17 protein-coding genes are annotated in these 18,637 nt (G+C 72.1%); 5 read left to right on the top strand and 12 right to left on the bottom strand.

Going from position 1 to position 18,637, the window contains the following annotated elements; genetic code table 11:
• Window positions 1-151: 151 nt before the first annotated feature.
• The 3 genes from gyrB to MFF61_RS16880 form a co-directional block, all read right to left on the bottom strand.
• The gene (gene gyrB / locus MFF61_RS16890) at window positions 152-2,578 is read right to left on the bottom strand and encodes a DNA topoisomerase (ATP-hydrolyzing) subunit B (RefSeq protein WP_238236351.1); all 2,427 of its coding nucleotides are present in this window, start codon (window positions 2,576-2,578) and stop codon (window positions 152-154) included.
• A gap of 166 nt (window positions 2,579-2,744) precedes the next feature.
• Window positions 2,745-3,707 (bottom strand): aldo/keto reductase, encoded by a 963-nt coding sequence (locus MFF61_RS16885; RefSeq protein WP_238236350.1) that lies wholly within the window; start codon window positions 3,705-3,707, stop codon window positions 2,745-2,747.
• A gap of 5 nt (window positions 3,708-3,712) precedes the next feature.
• A complete protein-coding gene (locus MFF61_RS16880; protein WP_238236349.1) occupies window positions 3,713-4,354 on the bottom strand; it encodes an MBL fold metallo-hydrolase in 642 nt (213 codons plus the stop codon).
• 197 nt (window positions 4,355-4,551) lie between these two features.
• On the opposite strand from MFF61_RS16880, the gene MFF61_RS16875 reads away from it, so the two are divergent.
• Window positions 4,552-5,253: a glutathione binding-like protein gene (locus tag MFF61_RS16875; RefSeq protein WP_238236348.1), complete on the top strand. Its 702-nt coding sequence runs from the start codon at window positions 4,552-4,554 to the stop codon at window positions 5,251-5,253.
• A gap of 19 nt (window positions 5,254-5,272) precedes the next feature.
• Here the strand turns inward: MFF61_RS16875 and MFF61_RS16870 are convergent, their stop codons facing one another.
• A complete protein-coding gene (locus tag MFF61_RS16870; protein WP_238236347.1) occupies window positions 5,273-5,767 on the bottom strand; it encodes a GNAT family N-acetyltransferase in 495 nt (164 codons plus the stop codon).
• A complete protein-coding gene (locus MFF61_RS16865) occupies window positions 5,752-7,353 on the bottom strand; it encodes an OpgD/OpgG family glucan biosynthesis protein (protein ID WP_238236345.1) in 1,602 nt (533 codons plus the stop codon). Before MFF61_RS16865 ends, MFF61_RS16870 begins: the two co-directional genes overlap by 16 nt.
• 650 nt (window positions 7,354-8,003) lie before the next feature.
• On the opposite strand from MFF61_RS16865, the gene MFF61_RS16860 reads away from it, so the two are divergent.
• Both MFF61_RS16860 and MFF61_RS16855 read left to right on the top strand, forming a co-directional pair.
• A complete protein-coding gene (locus tag MFF61_RS16860; protein WP_283206007.1) occupies window positions 8,004-9,170 on the top strand; it encodes a type III PLP-dependent enzyme in 1,167 nt (388 codons plus the stop codon).
• 179 nt (window positions 9,171-9,349) lie between these two features.
• Window positions 9,350-9,913 (top strand): GNAT family N-acetyltransferase, encoded by a 564-nt coding sequence (locus tag MFF61_RS16855; protein WP_238236341.1) that lies wholly within the window; start codon window positions 9,350-9,352, stop codon window positions 9,911-9,913.
• 34 nt (window positions 9,914-9,947) lie between these two features.
• On the opposite strand, the gene MFF61_RS16850 is transcribed toward MFF61_RS16855, so the two are convergent.
• The 6 genes from MFF61_RS16850 to MFF61_RS16825 all read right to left on the bottom strand — a co-directional run bounded on the left by MFF61_RS16850 (window position 9,948) and on the right by MFF61_RS16825 (window position 15,644).
• The gene (locus MFF61_RS16850) at window positions 9,948-11,312 is read right to left on the bottom strand and encodes a hypothetical protein (protein ID WP_238236340.1); all 1,365 of its coding nucleotides are present in this window, start codon (window positions 11,310-11,312) and stop codon (window positions 9,948-9,950) included.
• 4 nt (window positions 11,313-11,316) lie between these two features.
• On the bottom strand, window positions 11,317-13,404 hold the full coding sequence (locus tag MFF61_RS16845; RefSeq protein ID WP_238236339.1) for a caspase family protein: 2,088 nt from the start codon (window positions 13,402-13,404) through the stop codon (window positions 11,317-11,319).
• 129 nt (window positions 13,405-13,533) lie between these two features.
• A complete protein-coding gene (locus MFF61_RS16840) occupies window positions 13,534-13,698 on the bottom strand; it encodes a hypothetical protein (RefSeq protein ID WP_238236338.1) in 165 nt (54 codons plus the stop codon).
• Between the two features lie 9 nt (window positions 13,699-13,707).
• Window positions 13,708-13,977: a hypothetical protein gene (locus MFF61_RS16835; RefSeq protein WP_238236336.1), complete on the bottom strand. Its 270-nt coding sequence runs from the start codon at window positions 13,975-13,977 to the stop codon at window positions 13,708-13,710.
• 83 nt (window positions 13,978-14,060) lie between these two features.
• Entirely contained in the window at window positions 14,061-14,636 is a 576-nt protein-coding gene (locus tag MFF61_RS16830; RefSeq protein ID WP_238236335.1) for a L,D-transpeptidase, read from the bottom strand.
• A 129-nt stretch (window positions 14,637-14,765) separates the two neighbouring features.
• Entirely contained in the window at window positions 14,766-15,644 is an 879-nt protein-coding gene (locus MFF61_RS16825; protein ID WP_238236333.1) for an alpha/beta fold hydrolase, read from the bottom strand.
• Window positions 15,645-16,261: 617 nt separating this feature from the next.
• Here MFF61_RS16825 and ssb point away from each other — a divergent pair.
• Window positions 16,262-16,798, top strand: a complete 537-nt coding sequence (gene ssb, locus MFF61_RS16820; protein WP_238236331.1) for a single-stranded DNA-binding protein — start codon at window positions 16,262-16,264, stop codon at window positions 16,796-16,798.
• Window positions 16,799-16,905: 107 nt separating this feature from the next.
• Here ssb and MFF61_RS16815 read toward each other — a convergent pair whose 3' ends face one another.
• Window positions 16,906-18,099: an MFS transporter gene (locus tag MFF61_RS16815; RefSeq protein WP_238236330.1), complete on the bottom strand. Its 1,194-nt coding sequence runs from the start codon at window positions 18,097-18,099 to the stop codon at window positions 16,906-16,908.
• A 331-nt stretch (window positions 18,100-18,430) separates the two neighbouring features.
• On the opposite strand from MFF61_RS16815, the gene MFF61_RS16810 reads away from it, so the two are divergent.
• A complete protein-coding gene (locus MFF61_RS16810; protein WP_238236329.1) occupies window positions 18,431-18,634 on the top strand; it encodes a hypothetical protein in 204 nt (67 codons plus the stop codon).
• Window positions 18,635-18,637 lie beyond the last annotated feature (3 nt).

The following is an 18,637-nucleotide window of genomic DNA, read 5'->3' as shown; positions in this document are numbered from 1 at the left end:
GCGTTTCGCCGGACACATCCTCATCGACCAGTGCAGCTAAGGCTGCACCTTCTGCGGTCATCGAACTCATGGCCCTCAGGCATTTCCATGCCTTCAAACCATGGCTCTACCAGCAATCCGGCCGCTTTATTTTCCGATTACATCAGGCGGATCAGACGTCGAGATTGGCGACGTTGAGCGCGTTCTCCTGGATGAACTCGCGGCGCGGCTCGACCACGTCGCCCATCAGCTTCACGAACAGATCGTCGGCATCGGTCGTGTCCTTGACCTTGACCTGCAGCAGCGAGCGCACGTCGCGGTCGAGGGTGGTCTCCCACAGCTGCTGGGCGGTCATCTCGCCGAGCCCCTTGTAGCGCTGGAGCTGGAGACCCTTGCGGCCGAGCGCCATCATGGTCTCGAACAGGGCGACCGGCCCGTGCAGCACCGTCTCCTCCCCCTTGCGGGAGAGAGTGGCCGGCGCGTCGTAGATCTCGCGCAGCGCGTCGGCGCGCTCGTCGAGGCGGCGGGCCTCCTGCGAGTTGATCAGCGCCTCGTCGAGCACCGCCACCTGCCGCACGCCGCGCAGCGTCCGCGACACGACATAGCCGCCGGCCGACGCCTCGCCCTCCCAGCCGCGCTCGATCTCCTCGGCGATGGCGTTGAGGCGCTTGGCGATCTCGTCGGCCACCACCTCCGCGTGGGCGTGGTTCTCGGCCACCGCCGGGCGGAGCGCCCCGGCGATCACCGCCTGCTCCACCACGCTGCGGTCGTAGCGGGTATGGAGCCCGTGCAGGATCTGGCGGACGCCGCGCGCCTCGTCCACGAGGGCGCGCAGCTGCGCCCCGCCGAACGCGACGCCGCTCGCCAGCCGCAGGCTCGCCCCCTCGATGCCGCCGTCGATCAGGTAGTCTTCGAGGGCGCGCTCGTCCTTGAGGTAGATCGCCGAGCGGCCCTTCGCGGCTTTGTAGAGCGGCGGCTGCGCGATGTAGAGGTGCCCGCGCTCGATCAGCTCGGGCATCTGCCGGAAGAAGAAGGTGAGCAGCAGCGTGCGGATGTGCGAGCCGTCCACGTCCGCATCCGTCATGATGATGATGCGGTGATAGCGCAGCTTGTCGGGGTTGAACTCCTCGCGGCCGATGCCGGTGCCGAGCGCCGTGATGAGCGTGCCGATCTCCTGGCTCGACAGCATCTTGTCGAAGCGGGCGCGCTCCACGTTGAGGATCTTGCCGCGCAAGGGCAGCACCGCCTGGAAGGTGCGGTCGCGGCCCTGCTTGGCCGAGCCGCCGGCGGAATCGCCCTCGACGAGCAGGATCTCGCATTTCGAGGGATCGCGCTCCTGGCAATCGGCGAGCTTGCCGGGCAGCGAGGCGATGTCGAGCGCCCCCTTGCGGCGGGTCAGTTCACGGGCCTTGCGGGCGGCCTCGCGGGCGGCCGCCGCTTCCGCCACCTTGCCGACGATGGTCTTGGCTTCCGTCGGGTGCTCTTCGAGCCAGGTCGACAGGCCCTCGTTGAGCACGTTCTCGACCACCGGGCGCACCTCGGAGGAGACCAGCTTGTCCTTGGTCTGCGAGGAGAACTTGGGGTCGGGCACCTTGACCGAGATGATCGCGGTCAGCCCCTCGCGGCAATCGTCGCCGGTGAGCGTGACCTTCTCCTTCTTGGCGATGCCGGAGGATTCGGCGTAGCCGGTGATCTGGCGCGTCAGCGCCGCCCGGAAGCCCGCCATGTGGGTGCCGCCGTCGCGCTGCGGGATGTTGTTGGTGAAGGGCAGCACCGTCTCGTGGTAGCTGTCGTTCCACCACAGGGCGACTTCGACACCGATCCCGTCGCGCTCGGCGCGCACCACCACAGGCTTGGAGACGAGCGGGGTCTTGGTGCGGTCGAGGTAGCGCACGAAGGCCTCGACGCCGCCCTCGTAGACGAGTTCCTCGCGCTTGTGCTCGGCGTGGCGGGCGTCGGTCAGGACGATGCGCACCCCGGAATTCAGGAAGGCGAGTTCGCGCAGGCGCTTCTCCAGCGTCGCGTAGTCGAACTCCACCATCGAGAAGGTGTCGGTGGAGGGCAGGAAGGTGACCTCGGTGCCGCGCCGCTCGCCGGCCGGACCCACCGCCGCGAGCGGCGCCACGGCGTCGCCGTGGCGGAACTCCATCGCGTGCTCCTGGCCGCCGCGCCAGATGCGCAGGCGCAGCCAGGTCGAGAGCGCGTTCACCACCGAGACGCCGACGCCGTGCAGGCCGCCCGACACCTTGTAGGAGTTCTGGTCGAACTTACCGCCCGCATGGAGCTGGGTCATGATGACCTCGGCGGCCGAGACCCCCTCCTCCGCATGGATGTCGGTGGGGATGCCGCGGCCGTTGTCCGAGACCGTGCAGGAGCCGTCCGGGTTCAGCGTGACGGTGACGAGGGTGGCGTGGCCGGCCAGCGCCTCGTCGATGGCGTTGTCCACCACCTCGTAGACCATGTGGTGCAGGCCCGAGCCGTCGTCGGTGTCGCCGATATACATGCCCGGCCGCTTGCGGACCGCGTCCAGGCCCTTGAGGACCTTGATCGAATCGGCGCCGTAGGTGTCGGTGTTGAGGTCGCGGGCGGGTTCGGCCATGTCTGTTCCTGTCGGGCGGGCGCGGATACGCGACTCGAAGGGAGCGCCTCGCCTCTCGTGTGCAGATGCTAGATAAGCATTCCGCCTTGAAATTGCATCGGTTTCGGGTGCGGCGCGCGCACCCGGTCGTCACCATGCGGCAGCGCCGCTTAAGATTCCGGAAAGCTTACGCACGCACGCCGCCGCGGCTCGCTTGGTCGAGGCGCGCGATCGCCTGCGGGTCGAGCGTCAGGCGCACCCCGGCGATCAGGTCGTCGAGCTGCGCCGTCGTGGTGGCGCTGGCGATCGGGGCGGTGAGGCCGGGCCGCGCGACGAGCCACGCCAGCGCGACTTGCGCGGGCGTGGCGCCGTGCGCGGCGGCCACCGCGTCGAGCTCCCGCAGGAGCGCGAAGCCCTTCGGGTTGAGGTAGGGCTGGACCCGTGCCTCGCGCGCCCGGCCCGCGGCGGCGCCCGCCTCCCGGTACTTCCCCGTCAGGAAGCCCGCCGCGAGCGAGAAGTACGAGATGACGCCGATCCCCTCCGCCCGGCACAGGGGCTCCAGCTCCGCCTCGTAGCCGGCACGCTCGGCGAGGCTGTATTCGGGCTGCAGGCACTCGTAGCGCGGCAATCCGGTGCCGGCGGAGACGGCGAGGGCCTCGCGCAGCCGGGCGGCCGAAAAGTTCGAGGCGCCGATCGTCCGCACCTTGCCGGCGCGGATCAGCCGCTCGTAGGCCTGCAGCGTCTCCTCGATCGGCGTGTCGGGATCGTCCGCGTGCGACTGGTAGAGATCGATGCGGTCGGTCTGGAGGCGGCGCAGCGAATCCTCCGCGGCCCGCTCCATATAGGCGGCGCGCAGGCCCTTGCGGCCCTCACCCATATCCATGCCGACCTTGGTGGCGAGCACGATCCGGTCGCGGCAGCGGCGGGCGGCCATCCAGCGCCCGAGGATCGTCTCCGACTCGCCCCCGCTGTGCCCCGGCGCCCAGCGCGAATAGACGTCCGCGGTGTCGATGAAGGTGAAGCCCTGGTCGAGCAGGCGGTCGAGCAGCGCGAACGAGGTGGTCTCGTCCGCGGTCCAGCCGAAGACGTTGCCGCCGAAGCACAAGGGCGGGACGGAGAGGCCGGAGCGGCCGAGAGGACGCAGGTCCATGGGGTTCACCGCAGGAAGGGGTTGGTCAGGCGCTCCTGGCCGATCGTGCCGGTCGGCCCGTGGCCGGGGATGAACGCCACGTCGTCGCCGAGCGGAAGCAGCTTGCGGGTGATCGAGTCGATGAGCGCCGCATGGTCGCCGCCCGGCAGGTCGGTGCGGCCGACCGAGCCGCGGAAGAGCACGTCGCCCACCTGCGCGAACCGCGCCTCGCGGCTCACCAGCACCACGCTGCCGGGCGAATGGCCGGGGCAGTGCAGCACGTCGAAGGTCAGCTCGCCGACCGTGACCGTGTCACCCTCGTGGAGCCAGCGGTCGGGCGTCACCGCCCGCGCGCCCTCGATGCCGTAGGCCGCCCCGCTCTCGGGCAGGCGGTCGAGCAGCGGCTTGTCGGCCGGGTGCGGCCCCTCGACGGGGACGCCCAGCCGCTCCTTCAGCTCCGCCGCCCCGCCCGCATGGTCGATATGGCCGTGGGTGAGCAGGATCTTGTCGATCGTGATGCCGGCCTTGGCGATCGCCGCCTCGATCCGGTCGAGGTCGCCGCCGGGATCGACCACGGCGGCGCGCTTGGTGATCTCGCACCACAGCAGGGTGCAGTTCTGCTGGAACGGCGTGACCGGGATGATCGCAGCGCGCGGCGTGCTCGGCATGGGCGTCCTTGAGGGTCGGCTGGGTCGCACGTTGTAGCCGGTTCGGCACGCGAGCGCGAACCGGCCCTTTCGCGGCCCGCCCGTCGCCGGACGCATGGCCGCCGGGGCGGCCGCTTCCTTGACCGTGGGCCGCCGCCGCACCACCTCCGCGGCGTCCTGCATGGGAATGCCCCATTCGGAATGCCCCGGAGCGGCGGATGATCGATCTCTACTACTGGACGACCCCGAACGGTCACAAGGTGACGATGTTTCTTGAGGAAGCCGGCCTTCCCTACACGATCAAGCCGATCAACATCGGCAAGGGCGAGCAGTTTCAGCCGGACTTTCTGAAGATCGCGCCGAACAACCGCATCCCCGCGATGGTCGATCACGAGCCGGCGGGCGGCGGCGCGCCGGTCTCGCTGTTCGAGTCGGGCGCGATGCTGCTCTACCTCGCCGAGAAGACCGGCCGCTTCATCCCGTCCGACCTGCGCGGCCGGGCCGAGGTGCTGCAGTGGCTGTTCTGGCAGATGGGGGGCCTCGGCCCGATGGCCGGACAGAACCACCACTTCGTCCAGTACGCCCCCGAGCAGATCCCCTACGCCGTCAACCGCTACGTCAACGAGACCAACCGGCTCTACGGCGTCCTCGACCGGCGCCTCGCCGACCGCGCCTTCGTGGCGGGCGAGGCCTACAGCATCGCCGACATGGCGATCTATCCCTGGATCGTCCCGCACGAGCGCCAGCGCCAGAACCTCGACGAGCACCCGCACCTGAAGCGCTGGTTCCAGGCGGTGGCGGAGCGCCCGGCCACGCAGGCGGCCTATGCCCGCGCCCAGGAGATCAACCAGCAGCCGACGATGTCGGAGGAGGCCAAGAAGGTGATGTTCGGCCAGACGGCCGCCAACACCAAGCGTTGAGGGCGGCCCGGCTCCGGCGTCAGCCGCGGGAGGCGGCGGCCTCCCGCGGCGCGAGCCGCTTCTCGTAGCGCCACGCCGTCGTGCCGTCCTCGTAGTAGTCCGGCACGGTCTCGAACCGCGCGTAGCCCGCGCGCTCGTAGAGGCGGATGCCAGCGCCGTTGTCCTCGCGGACTTCGAGCCGCAGGGTCTCGCAGCCGTGCCGGCGGGCCTCCGCCTCGGCGGCGTCGAGGAGCAGGCGGCCGAGGCCGGTGCCGGCCCGGCTCGGGGCGACCGCGATGGAGCTGAGGCGCGCGCGGCGGCTGTTGCGGCGGCGCTCCAGCGTGGCCGCCCCGATCAGCACCGGGCCGTCGAGGGCGACGAGGAGCGAGATCGTCGGCGAGGCGATGGCATGGCGGATCGCCCGCCGCTCCGCCCGGTCGCTCGCGAAGGCCGCCTCTTCGAGGGCCACGAGCGCGTCGAGGTCGGAGGCCTGCGCCGGCCGGACGTCCACGCTCGCGCTCACGCGGCGGTCCACGGGCAGGTCCAGGTCTCCGACAGCGTGCGCCCGGAGGCCCGCAGGAAGGCCCGCAGATCGGTCGACTGGCCGTTCCGGTCGAGGCGCACGTCGATCGCGGCGCGGAAGCCCCGCACGTGCAGGTTCGGCACCAGCGAGGTCGCGAGGATGCGGCCCTCCGTGGTCGAGGGCACGATCTCGACCGCCTTCGGGTCGGCGAGCCAGTAGGCGAGGTCGCCCCCCGAGAAGTCGATCAGGAAGCGCCGGGTCAGCGGGTCGGGCGGCGCGTCGGGCCCGCCGCTGGCGCTGGGCCGGGCGAGATAGGTGTTCACCACCCGCGCGCCTGGGTGCAGCAGCTCGCGCTCGCCGATCGCCCGCACCGTGTAGGAGAGTTCCACGGCCTGCCCCGCCGCGTAGGGCTCCTTCGGCTGCCAGTAGGCCACCACGTTGTCGTGGGTCTCGTTGGCGGTGGGCAGTTCCACGAGGCGCACCGCCCCCTCCCCCCAGCCGCCCTGCGGCGTGACCCAGTAGCTCGGGCGGCGGTGGTAGAAGGCTTCGAGGTCCTGGTAGTTCTCGAACACGCGGTCGCGCTGCATCAGCCCGAAGCCCTTCGGGTCGCGGTCCTGGAAGGAGGAGATCCAGCGCTCCCTGGGGTTGCGCAGCGGCCGCCAGATCCACTCGCCGCCGCCCGACTGCATCAGGAGCCCGTCCGAATCGTGCAGCTCGGGCCGGTAATCGTCCGAGTGGTGGCGGTCGTTCTCGCCGATGAAGAACATCGAGGTCAGCGGCGCGATGCCGATGCCGGTGATCTCGCGCCGCGGATGCAGCGAGACGCGCAGGTCCACCACGGTCTCGTCCCCCGGATAGACCAGGAACTGGAACGCGCCGGTGCAGGCCGCGCCGTCGAGGAGCCCGTACACGACCGCCCGGTCGGCGTTCTTGGGCGGCATCTCGATCCAGAACTCGCGGAACTGCGGAAACTCCTCCGGGCCGCCCGCCCCCTCGACGTTGACGGCCAAGCCCCGGGCCGACAGGCCGTAGAGCTGGTCGCGCCCGAGGAACCGGAAGTAGCTGGCCCCCAGGAAGGCGATCAGCTCGTCGAGCAGCCCCGGCTTGTTGAGCGGATAGTGCAGGCGGAAGCCCGCGAAGCCGAGATTGACCGGCAGCGGCCCCTCCAGCTTGGTGCGGCCGAAATCGAACAGGGCCGTCTGATAGGGGATCGGGGTCGGCACCCCGTCGCGCACCACGTTCACGACCACCGGCCGCCGGAACAGGAAGCCGAGATGGAAGAGCTGGAGGCGGAACGGTCCGCCCTGGTCGCTGAGGAAGGCCTTGTCCGGCCGGAAGCGGATGTCGCGCCACGCGTCGTAGTCGAGGGCGGCGAGCGCCGGCGGCAGCGGCGCGGTGCCGGGCTCGAAGGGGGCGCGGGCGAGGTCGCGGGCACGCCGGACAACGTCGTCGAACCGGAACGGGCTCGGGCCCGCGGGCGGCGCATGCGGCAGGGCGCTCGGCCCCGGCTGGGTCGGGCCGACCTGCGCGCCCGCGGGAAAGGCGGCGCCGGCGAGGAGGCCCGCGAGCAGCGCGCGGCGCGAGGTCGGATTCGTCATGCCTGAGGTCTCTCCCGTCCGGTCCGGCAGGGTGAATGGACGCTCCGGCGCCGCTTGAGAAGGGGGCGTCGCGACGCCCCCGTGACATCTGCGCCACCGGGGCAAAAATCTGCGGGAAATGCGCGGTGCGGGGTTGCGGTGCGAGGGAAGCGGCCGTATCTACCGCCTTGCCCAATTTCGCACGTGCCTGTGGCCGCGTGCCGGTTGGTGGGCATCCGGACAAGAGGCCGGACAGCCGCCAGGGGTCTTAAAGGATCGATGGTCGACAGGGGTGGATCCCTCCGGCCGGCATCCAGGTCGCAAGACCGGACCCCGACAACAACCGGCAGCCGGAGGCGAAACCGGCGAACCCCGCTCTCCACGGGGGACGCAGCTTAAAGCAACGACGAACGGGCTTTTTTGGTCTCGTCGGCCCTCCAAAGGTCGACACCGAAGAGGCTTGTTTCTCCTTGCCCCATGTGCGGTTCGGGTCATCCCGTTCCAATCCAAGGCAGCTTCCGGGTGCTCTGCGCCCGCGTCGCACGGCGTGTCTCCACAGCCCGCCCGCGCCGCGTCGCATCGCCCCCTGACGCCGGACGGCTTCACCGCCGTCTGATCTTCGACTTCGGGTTCCTGCGCGGGACCCCCTCGAACCTTTGGTGGGGATGATCATGACGGATCGCATCCGCGATTTCCTGCGCGCTCGCCGTGACCTCGGCCGTGACGAAGGCCCGGTGATGGTCCTCGATCTCGAGGTGGTGCGCGACAACTACGAAGCCTTCGCGCGCGCGCTCCCCGACACCCGGGTGTTCTACGCCGTCAAGGCGAACCCGGCGCCGGAGGTGCTGAGCCTGCTCGCCTCGCTCGGCTCGTGCTTCGACACCGCCTCGGTGGTCGAGATCCAGATGGCTCTCGCCGCCGGCGCCACCGCCGACCGCATCTCCTTCGGCAACACCATCAAGAAGGAGCGCTGCATCGTCCGCGCCCTCCAGCTCGGCGTGCGCCTGTTCGCGGTCGATTGCGGGGCGGAGGTGGAGAAGATCGTCCGCGCCGCCGAGGCGGCCGACGTGCCGGCCGGCGAGGTGCAGGTGTTCTGCCGCATCCTCTGCGATGGGGCGGGCGCCGAGTGGCCGCTCTCGCGCAAGTTCGGCTGCGTGCCGGAGATGGCGGTGGACGTGCTGGAGCACGCGCACCGCCAGGGGCTGCACGCCTACGGCGTGTCGTTCCACGTCGGCTCGCAGCAGGGCAACACCGAAGCCTGGGACGGGGCGCTCGCCTCCGCCGCCATGATCTTCCGCGAATGCGCGGAGCGCGGAATCGCGCTGGCGATGGTCAACCTCGGCGGCGGCTTCCCGACCAAGTACCTCAAGGAGGTGCCGGGCGTTGAATCCTACGGCAGCGCGATCTTCCGGGCGCTCACCAAGCACTTCGGCAACCGGATGCCGGAGACCATCATCGAGCCGGGCCGCGGCATGGTCGGCAACGCGGGCATGATCGAGGCCGAGGTGATCCTCGTCTCGAAGAAGTCCGACGCCGCCGACGAGGTGCGCTGGGTCTACCTCGACATCGGCAAGTTCGGCGGCCTCGCCGAGACGATGGACGAGTCGATCCGGTACGCCATCCGCACCGAGCACGACGAGGACCGCAAGGTGCCCTGCGTGCTTGCCGGCCCGACCTGCGACTCGGCGGACGTGCTCTACGAGAAGACCCCGTACCCGCTGCCCGTGTCGCTCTCGATCGGCGACAAAGTGCTGATCGAGGGGGCCGGCGCCTACACCACCACCTACGCGGCGGTGGCGTTCAACGGCTTCCCGCCCCTCGCCTCCTACGTGATCTGACGATCGCGTCAGCGGCGCCCGATCGAGGGCGCCGCGCCTCCCCGCTCCGTCTCGCCGGCCCGCCAGGGCGGGGAGCGGCGTGCGTCCCGCACTGAACCCCATCCATCGGTCCCGGACGGCCCGCCGTGTCTCGGCGGGTGCGAGGGCTGTTCTTTCCTGACCTTCGGGAGGGTACGGCCGTGATCCAGATTCGCGACGAGCGCACCACCGACGGCGCCGCCCGCGAGCGGCTGCTCGACACCTGCTTCGGCGAGGCGCGCTTCACCAAGACCTGCGAGCGCCTGCGCGAGGGCCGCCTGCCGGCCGAGGGGCTGGCGCTGGCCGCCGTCGAGGACGGGCGCCTCGTCGGCACCGTGCGCCTGTGGCACGTCTCGGCGGGACCGGGCCGGCCGGCGCTGATGCTCGGGCCGATCGCGGTCGCGCCCGGCCTCCAGGGCGCCGGGCTCGGCGGACGGCTGATGCGCGAGGCGCTGGCCCGCGCCGCCGATCTCGGCCACCGCGCCGTGATCCTGGTGGGCGACGCGCCCTACTACGCCCGCTTCGGCTTCTCCGCCGCGGCGACCGGCGCCCTGTGGCTGCCGGGCCCCTTCGAGCGCGAGCGCTTCCTCGGCCTTGATCTCGTGCCCGGCGCGCTCGCGGGCGCGGCCGGGCTGGTGCAGGCGACCGGCCGTCGCGCGCCGCTGCCCGACCTCGCCGCTCTGCTGGCGGCGGATGCGGCGCGCCCGCTGCCGCTCGCGGCCTAGGGACCTCGCCCGATTTTGGCCGGCCGGCGGCGTCTCACCGCACGACGATGCGCGCCGTGGCCTCGGTCACGCCGGGCGTCTGCCGGATCCGCTCCAGGAGATCGAGCACGTCTGAGGGCGCGAGCAGGCGCGCCTCCGCGTCGATCCCGGGCGCGGCCGCGAGCCAGCGCGCCTCCAGCTCCGGCGGCAGGCCGGCCTCGACGCCGAAGCAGGAGAAGAGATTCTCGAACGGCTCGGCGGCGACGATCTCCTCCAGGCCGTAGCCCCGCGGGTAGCGCCGCGCCTCTCCGGGCTTCAGCGGCGCCTCCGAGGCGGCGTTGCCGCGCACCGGGAGCGCGACGAACGCGGTCTCGTCGGCCGCGACCACCCAGCAATACAGCTTCTGACGCGCCTTCGAGTCGATGCGCAGGTCCAGGCGCTCTCCGCGGGCAAACGGCGTGGCCGCCGCCGCGACGGAGAGGCGCCCGCCATCGGTGCGCGCGGTGGCCGCGACATGGTCTAGGAAGGGCCGCGGGGTCGGATCGCAGCCGAGGCCGTCGAGGCCGATGCGGCGGCGCCCGCTCGGCGCCAGCACCGCGCCCTCGCGCTGGAACTCGACCTCCATCCAGGCCTGCCGGTCCCGGTCGGTGAGGAAGCGCCCGCTCGCCGTGAGGCCGCCGGTGCAGGCCGTGCCGGGCGGGCGCCGCCGCACCTCCATTTGGCCGCCCCTGAGGATCCGGTTCGGCGCGCGCGCCTCCGCGTCGAGCGCGATGACGAGGCGGTCGGTGAGCGCCGTCGCGCAGGTCGAATGGCCGCCCTCCGCCACGAAGGGGCAGACCTCCACCGTGCGCGCGTTCGGAACCGCCCCGGCGAAGGCCCGCACCGCGCCCTCCAGCACGGCGTCGACGTCCGAGACGCCGGCCCCGGTCCGGATCGGCAGCACCACGGGCTCGCTCGTCGCCTTGCACTCGGCCGTGCGGGTGACGGCCTGGAGGCGGAGCGCCACGGTCGCGCCTGCGCGGCTCGCCCCCACCAGGAAGACGCTGGCCTCGCCCGCAAAGGCTGCGCGGATCTGCGCCTCGGCCTCCGCCGCGGACAGACCCGTGGTGCCCTCGCGCAGGGCCTTGATGCGCACCACGTCGGCCGCCGCGGCGAGCCTCACCCGGCCGGTGGCCTGGAGCCGGCTCTCCACCGCGAGGCGCACCTCCTCGGCCTGCTCGCGCGACAGCGCGGTCTGGCCCGGCTCGACGCCGATCACCGCGAGCGTCAGGTCGCGCCGGCCCGCGCAGGCCGCGACGGCGTCGAGGAAGGGCGTGAGGGCGGCGGCGCCCGGATCGGCCCGCACCGGCGCCGGGAGCAGCGCGGCTGCCGCCGACAGGAGGGCGACCGCGCGGAGCGCGGCCACGAGGCGGCCCGTCACCCCCTCACTCCGCCTCGTTCGCCTTGGCGTACTGGTCGAGCGCCCGCACGAAGACCGGGTTGAAGCGGCCGTCGAGGGCGCCCGAGTAGTAGTCGGCCTCCTTCACGGCGCGCTGCACGCTGCGGATCGTCTCGGGCCTCAGCTTCTGGGCGGCCGTGTCGGTGGCCGAGACCGAGGCGGCGCCGAGTTCGCCGCGCTTGAGCGCCCGCATCACCATGTCGGCGGCGCTCACGCCCGGGAAGTAGCGGCCGAAGCCGTTGTCGATCAGCGTCGCCATGGTGGCCATCGCCACCGGATCGCCGCGGTCCGCCGCCTGCCGGAAGAGGTCGAACCCCTTGCGCAGGTCGCGCGGGAAGCCGTAGGCGCCGGTGGCGTAATGCGGCACCAGCTTGCTGATCGAGGGCACGTCGCCCCCCTCCGCCGCGCGCTTGTAGAGCGCCACCGCCTCGGCCTCGTTCTTCGGGATGCCGTTGCCGTATTCGAGCATCCGGGCGGCGTTGGCGAGCGCCACCACGTTGCCGCCCTCCCCCGCCTGCCGGTAGAGCCGCAGGGCCTCACCCTGCTGGCGCTTCACGCCCTGGCCGTTCTCGTAGAGCGTGGCGAGGTTGTTCATGGCCGAGACGCTGCCGTCCTTGGCCGCCTGCGAATAGGCCGCGAAGGCCTCCTTGTAGCGGTCCGCCCGGTCGTAGGCCCGGCCGAGCTGGTAGCTGAGGCGCCGCAGCGTCGGATGCGCGGCGCTGGCGGCGCGACAGGCCTCGATCGCCGCGGCGGGCTCGATGCGCCCGAGCTTCACCCCCGCCACGTCCGGCGGCCGGTCCGGGTCGTCGGTGCCGGCGGCGAGTGCGTCGCAGCGCTTGACCCGGGGATCTCCGGACGGATCGGAGCCGCCGAGATACGCCACCGCGAGGTCCCGGTAGGCGCAGACCTCACGGCAGGAATCGAGATAGGCCCGATACTTCTTCTCGGGGCCGAACCGCGCCCAGTTCTCCTGGTCGATCGCGGCCGCGTCCCGGCGCCGTCCGGCGAAGAGGCGCTCCATCGCCTGCCCGCGATAGGCGCAGGTCTCGCCGCAGGTGCCGATGTAGGCCTCGACGGCCTCGCGGGTGCCGAGGCCCTCCGCCCGCCGCCACGCCGCCTCGTCGCGGAGCGCCGCGACGCCCTTGGCGACCGCGCCCACCGGCAGCGCGGCCTTGAGCACGATCGGCGCGTCGTCGATCTCCGGGATCTGCTCGCGCCCACTCGCGCGCCGGGCCGCGGCCTCCACCTCCTGGCGCAGGTAGCGCTTCAGCTCCGGCCACGCGACCTGCCCGTCGCCGTCGCCCGTGCCGTCCTTCGCATCGGCGAGGCCCGAGACGCCCATCAGGAAGCGGCTCGTCAGCAGGCCGAGCCGGTTGGCCTCGTCCCAGTTGGCCGGCGTGGCGCCCGACGTCGCGACGAGCCGCACGATCCCGCCGCCGGTCTTCGGCCGGGCCGGCGCGAAGCCGGGGGCCGAGACGGCGAGCAGGCTCTCGCCCTTGTGGCCGGTCTCGCCGGTGAAGCAGGCATCGACCATCACGACGAGCTGCCGCTCCGGGCCGATCTTGCGCTTCACGAGGTCGAGGTTGCGGTAGAGCGTCTCCAGCAGGTAGCCGCTCTCGCCCTGGTTCGGGTTGCCGTCCTCCGGCAGCAGGAAGGGCTGGCGGGTGGCGAGGTCGGGCACGCCGTGGCCCGAGTAATAGACGAAGACGTTCGAGCGCCCCTCGCGCACGCTGCGCCAGAGCCGGCCCGATTGCGGATTGCGCTCGGTTCCGAAGACCTGGTTGAACTCGTTGAGCGTGGCGTCCTTGAGCACGAACACGTTGGTGTCGCGGTAGCCCAGGCGCTGGATCAGGTAGTCCCGGATCGCATCGGCGTCGTTGTGGGCGAAGTCGACCGGGACCGTCTGCTTGTAGCTGCGGTTGCCGATCACCACGGCGACTGATTCGGCGTTGTCGGCGAAGACCTCCGGTTCGGCTGCCTGGACGAGGGCCGGGACGAGCAGGCCGATCAGAAGTGCAAGGATCGGGACGGGACGACGTCCCATTCCCGTCCAGCCCTGGAACCGTGGTCGCATCTCCGCTCCTCCTGTGGGCGCTGGCGGCCCGCCGGTGTCGTGGTGCTGCGCGGTGTCCCCCGCCCTTGGGGCGAGAACAGGGCGGCCGGCGGGATCGGCGGGGCCTGCGCGGCCCGGGACCGCCTCCGCTCACGACGGAACGGACGCCCCTGCGGACAGGCGGGCGGGCCGCAGCGTCCGCGCCGACCCGCCCGGCGCGTCGTCGCACGAGGCTCTGGCCTGTCCGTGACCGAGGAGCGCCAGCACGAGGCCGAGCGCGAGCAGGCGCGCCGGCGAGAGGATGCGCGTCAGCATGCGCCGGCCTCAGCGCAGGTAGAGGCCGCCGCCGCAGCGCCGGAGCCGCCGCAATTCGAAGTAGCCGGTGCGCGTGTTGTAGACCTCGACGGTGCGATAGACGCAGTACCGGCCCGAGTTGCGGCCGTTGTAGGTGACGGCGCCGTTGTCGAGGTCGATGCCGAGGAATTCCGGGCGGCCCGTCTCGGGCTGCTGCTGCGCGCCGGCCGGCGCAGCGAAACCGGCGGCGAGCGCCGCAGCCAGGATGGCGGCGGGCAAGGCGGCGAGGATGCGGCTCATGGATCGTCTCCCTGGTGAGGGAGCGGCTCCGGCCGCCCCCGCCGGAGACGTGGGCGGGGCAGACGCGATTCTGCGCGGGCCCCTTAAGGCAGCACCACCACTTTCGTGCCGACCTTCACCCGGCCGTAGAGATCGATGACGTCGCGGTTCGTCATGCGGATGCAGCCGGAGGAGACCGCCGCCCCGATCGTCTCGGGCTCGTTTGAGCCGTGGATGCGGTAGAGCGAGGACCCGAGATAGAGCGCGCGGGCGCCGAGCGGGTTGTCGACACCGCCGGCCATGTAGCGGGGCAGGTCGGGCCGCCGCTTGAGCATCTGCTCGGGCGGGCGCCAGGACGGCCACTCCTTCTTCATCGTCACGGTCTTGGTGCCGGACCACGAGAAGCCCTGGCGGCCGACGCCGACGCCGTACTGGATCGCCTCCTGGTTGGGCAGGATGTAGTAGAGCCGGCGCTGACTGGTGGAGATCACCACCGTGCCCGGCTTGTAGGGGCTGTTCCAGCCGATCGTCTGGCGCGGCACGGCCTGCTGGCGGAAGACCGTCAGGAAGTCGGCGAGCGGCCCGGATTCGAGCAGGCTGACGGCGTGCGCCGGCACGGTCTGCTGCACGAGCGCCAGCAGGGCGGCGCCGCAGACCGGCGCCAGGATTCGAGGCGTCATCACTCCCCCTCGGCAGGTTGCGCCGCCCGAGAAGGCGGCGGTTCGCCGCCGGGATGGCCGATGCCGCTCCGCCCGGTCAACCCGCGCCGGGGCGGCGGCCGGCCGCGTGACGCTTTCGGGCAACAACCCTCAGGCGGGCGCCTCGGCCCCGGTCAGGAAGGCCGACAGCGCCGCGTTCACGGCCTGCGCCTCCTCGTGCTGGACCCAATGCGTCGCTTCGGGAAACCACTGCACCCGTCCGGCCGCGCAATGGCGGAGGCTTTCCTCGACGAGGCCCGGCTCGAGCGCGACGTCGCGCCGCCCCCAGAGCATCAGCACGGGCGGCGTCACCGGCTCGGGCGAGGGCCGGCGGGGCAGACGCAGGGCGCGGTACCAGTTCAGCATGCCGGTGAGCGCGCCCGGCTCGGCCCAGGCCTCGGCGTAGCGGGCGAGCGCCGCCTCGTCGAAGGTGCCGGGACGGCTCGATCCGGTCAGCGCCCGGCGCAGGAGCGCGAAGTTCCCGGTCCGCATCATCGCCTCGGGTAGCCAGGGCAGCTGGAAGACGCCGATATAGCCGCTGCGCAGGAGCTGGCTCGGCGTGCGCCGGGCATAGGCCCCGAAGGCGTCCGGGTGCGGCGCGTTGAGGATCGCCGCGCGGGCGATGCGCTCCGGATACTGGGCCGCGGCGCGCCACGCGACGAGACCGCCCCAGTCGTGGCCGACGACCTGCACGGTGGGGCGGCCGAACGCGTCCGCGAGGCCCACCACGTCGGCGGCGACCTCGTCGAGATGGTAGGCGGAGAGGCCGTCCGGCTTGCTGCTGCGGCCGTAGCCGCGCTGGTCGGGCACCACCACCCGCAGGCCCGCGGCCGCGAGCGGACCGATCTGCCGGCGCCAGCCGTACCAGAATTCCGGGAAACCGTGCAGGAGCAGGACGAGCGGGCCGTCCTCCGGCCCCGCCTCGGCGAGATGGAGCACTTGGCCCCGCACGCGGATCGACCGCGTCCCGATTGTCGGCTGTGTCGTCACGGCGGCCCCTCCTGCGCTCCCGCACACCAGGAATGCACGAGATCCGGGCTCGTTTCGACGGGCGCCGCATGGACCGAACCGCCCCTGCCGCCGCCGCTGTGGCACAGCTACATCACGGCGCGCAGAATTGCGGATTTCGACTTCCGGGTACTTGATCGGGACACGCGGAGTCCCTTATCTTTTGCATTGCAGCACGGCGATGGCGTCGCCCTGTTGCTGCCCTTTTGGGCGTTTCCTCCCTAGACTTGGGCCACACCGCGCGTGTGGCCTTTTTCTTTGGAGCCGTCGGTCCTGTCAACGGCAAGCAGGTAAATTCCTTCGGGTTACGGGTGAAGCCCGCCTGCCCGGCCCCGCGCCCGGTGCGCTTCGGCCTCGATCCCGGGCGATCCGCACGAACGCTCAGCCGACGGGCAGGAGCCGCGCGGCCAGTGCTTGCACATCATTGCGAACAAAGATAGAACATATGCTGTCCTTCCGGCGGTGTGTAGCGGGTATAGGCTGTGCGCCGCGCTTGCCGGAACGGACCCGTTCGGCCCACCTTCGCGCGCCCCATGACGGTCCGCGGTCGGGGCCGGGCGCGTGAGCCCGAGAGAGATGCTTGGCGTGAGGAGAGAGAGATGGCGGGCAGCGTGAACAAGGTGATCCTGGTGGGCAATCTCGGGCGCGACCCCGAGACCCGCCGCCTCGCCTCCGGTGATCCGGTGGTCAACCTGCGGCTGGCGACTTCGGAATCCTGGAAGGACAAGGCGACCGGCGAGCGCAAGGAGAAGACCGAGTGGCACTCGGTCGTGATCTACAACGAGAACCTCGCCCGCGTGGCGGAGCAGTACCTGCGCAAGGGCTCGAAGGTCTATGTCGAGGGCCAGCTTCAGACGCGCAAGTGGCAGGACCAGTCCGGCCAGGACAAGTACACGACCGAAATCGTGCTGCAGCGCTTCCGCGGCGAACTGACGATTCTCGACGGGCGCGGCGGGGCCGAAGGCGGCATGCCCGAGATGGGCGCCGACGACATGGGCGGCGGCCAGATCAGCCGCGGCGGCGATTTCGGCCGCGGCAACAATGCCGGCCGCTCCTCCGGGGGCGAGCGCCGGCCGGCGCCGGCCAGCGGCGGGCAGAAGCGCTACGACGACCTGGATGACGACATCCCGTTCTAGACCACGCCGTCCTGTGGGGGCTGCGGCCGTCGCGGATGGCGCGACGGCGGCGAGACGAACGCGGGCCATTCCCCTCTCCCGAACGGGAGAGGGGTTCCGAAGCGCCGTCAGGAGCGCGGCCGCCCCTCGATCAGCGGCACCAGCAGGGCCGCCCCCGCGAAAGCACCGCCCACGAGGCACAGGAGCGGCCAGCCGCCCGTCGCGAAGGCGCGGGTGCCCGCCGAGGCGCCGAGCGCGCCCCCGACGAAGATCGCCGTGAAGAACACCGTGTTGATCCGGCCCCGCGCCCCCGCGGCGAGGGCGTAGACCCGGGTCTGGTTGGCGATCAGCGCCGCGTTGATGCCGATGTCGATCAGGAGCACCCCGGCCGCGATGCCGGCGAGCGAGCGCCCACCGAACAGCCCGAACACCCCGAAGGCCAGGAGCGTGAGCGCGGCGCCGGCGATCACCACCGGCCGCGGGCTCCTGGTATCGGCGAAGCGCCCGGCCAGCGGCGCGCACAGGGCGCCGGCCGCGCCGATCAGGCCGAACAGCCCCGCCCCTGCCGGGGTGAGCCCGAAGGGCGGTCCCTCGACGAACAGCGCGAGGCTGGTCCAGAAGGCGTTGAAGGCGGCGAAGAGCAGCGCCTGGGTGAGCGCCGCGCGGCGCAGGTCCGGCTCGCTGCGCGCGAGGTCGAGCACCGAGGCCATCAGCCGGCCGTAGGACATCCGGGTCGCGGCCGGCGTGCGCGGCAGGGTGAGCCCGGCGAGCAGCGCGAGGGCCACCGACAGCCCGGCCGCGGCGGCGAACATCGCCCGCCAGCCGAACCAGCCGCCGACGAAGCCGCTTAGCGTGCGCGCGAGGAGGATGCCGAGGAGGAGGCCGGTCATCACCTGCCCGACCATCCGTCCCCGAACGGCGTCGGGCGCGAGTTCCGCGGCGAACGGCACCGCCTGCTGGGCCGCCGTCGAGAGCACCCCGATCAGGAAGCTCGCCGCGACCAGGGCGGCGAGCCCCGGGGCGGCGGCGGCGGCGAGCAGGGCCGCCGCCAGCGCGAGGAGTTGCCCGACGATGAGGCTGCGGCGCGGGTAGCGGTCTCCCATCGGCACGAGGCCCAGGATGCCGAGGCCGTAGCCCGCGAGCGTCGCGGTGGGCACGAGGCTCGACGCCGACGCCCCGAACTCCTGCGCCAGCACGGCGAGCAGCGGCTGGTTGTAGTAGATGTTCGCCACCGCCCCGCCCGCGATCAGGCTGAGGCTGAGGCGCGTGGCGGCGGTGAGGGGCGCGGGCGCGGCGGAGGCTGCGGCGGACAGGGACGGCATGCGGGATCCCGGGAGGTCTCCCGGAGAATAGTGCGGCGCACCCGACCGGCATCGCCCCGGGGGCGCGCCACGCCCGCCCGTCGGGCATGGCTGCCCCGCGCCGGCGCGTGCGGTTGCGCACCGGCCGGGCCGTCACCAGATGGGAGCGGCGCCGCGGACGCGAATTTCCGCTTGGTCCCGGCGCGTGTTGCGCCGATACTTTTCACGATCGCGACCGGTCGGGCAGCCGTCCGCGCGGAACCGTCAGTCGGACCGAGGTTCCGCGTGGGGGAAAACCCTAGGGAAGGTGGCCCCGCCGCCGACGCGATCTCCGTCTGCGAGAGGTCGGGCGATGTCGCAATACCGCGTTCTTTTCGCGAAGGAGATCATGGGCGTGCCGTTCATGGTCGGAACGGTCGAGATCACCCGTGCCCGAAATCCGGAGCGCGCCCAGCGCGCGGCCGCGATCCGCTTCGCCCGCCATCACGGCGTCGAGGATTGGCGCGAGCGCGCCGACCGGATCGAACTCAGCGCCCTCCCCGACCGGGACGGCTGAGCG

The organism is Methylobacterium isbiliense, from assembly GCF_022179325.1.
GTDB lineage: Bacteria > Pseudomonadota > Alphaproteobacteria > Rhizobiales > Beijerinckiaceae > Methylobacterium > Methylobacterium isbiliense.
This window is presented reverse-complemented; position numbering and strand designations above follow the sequence as displayed.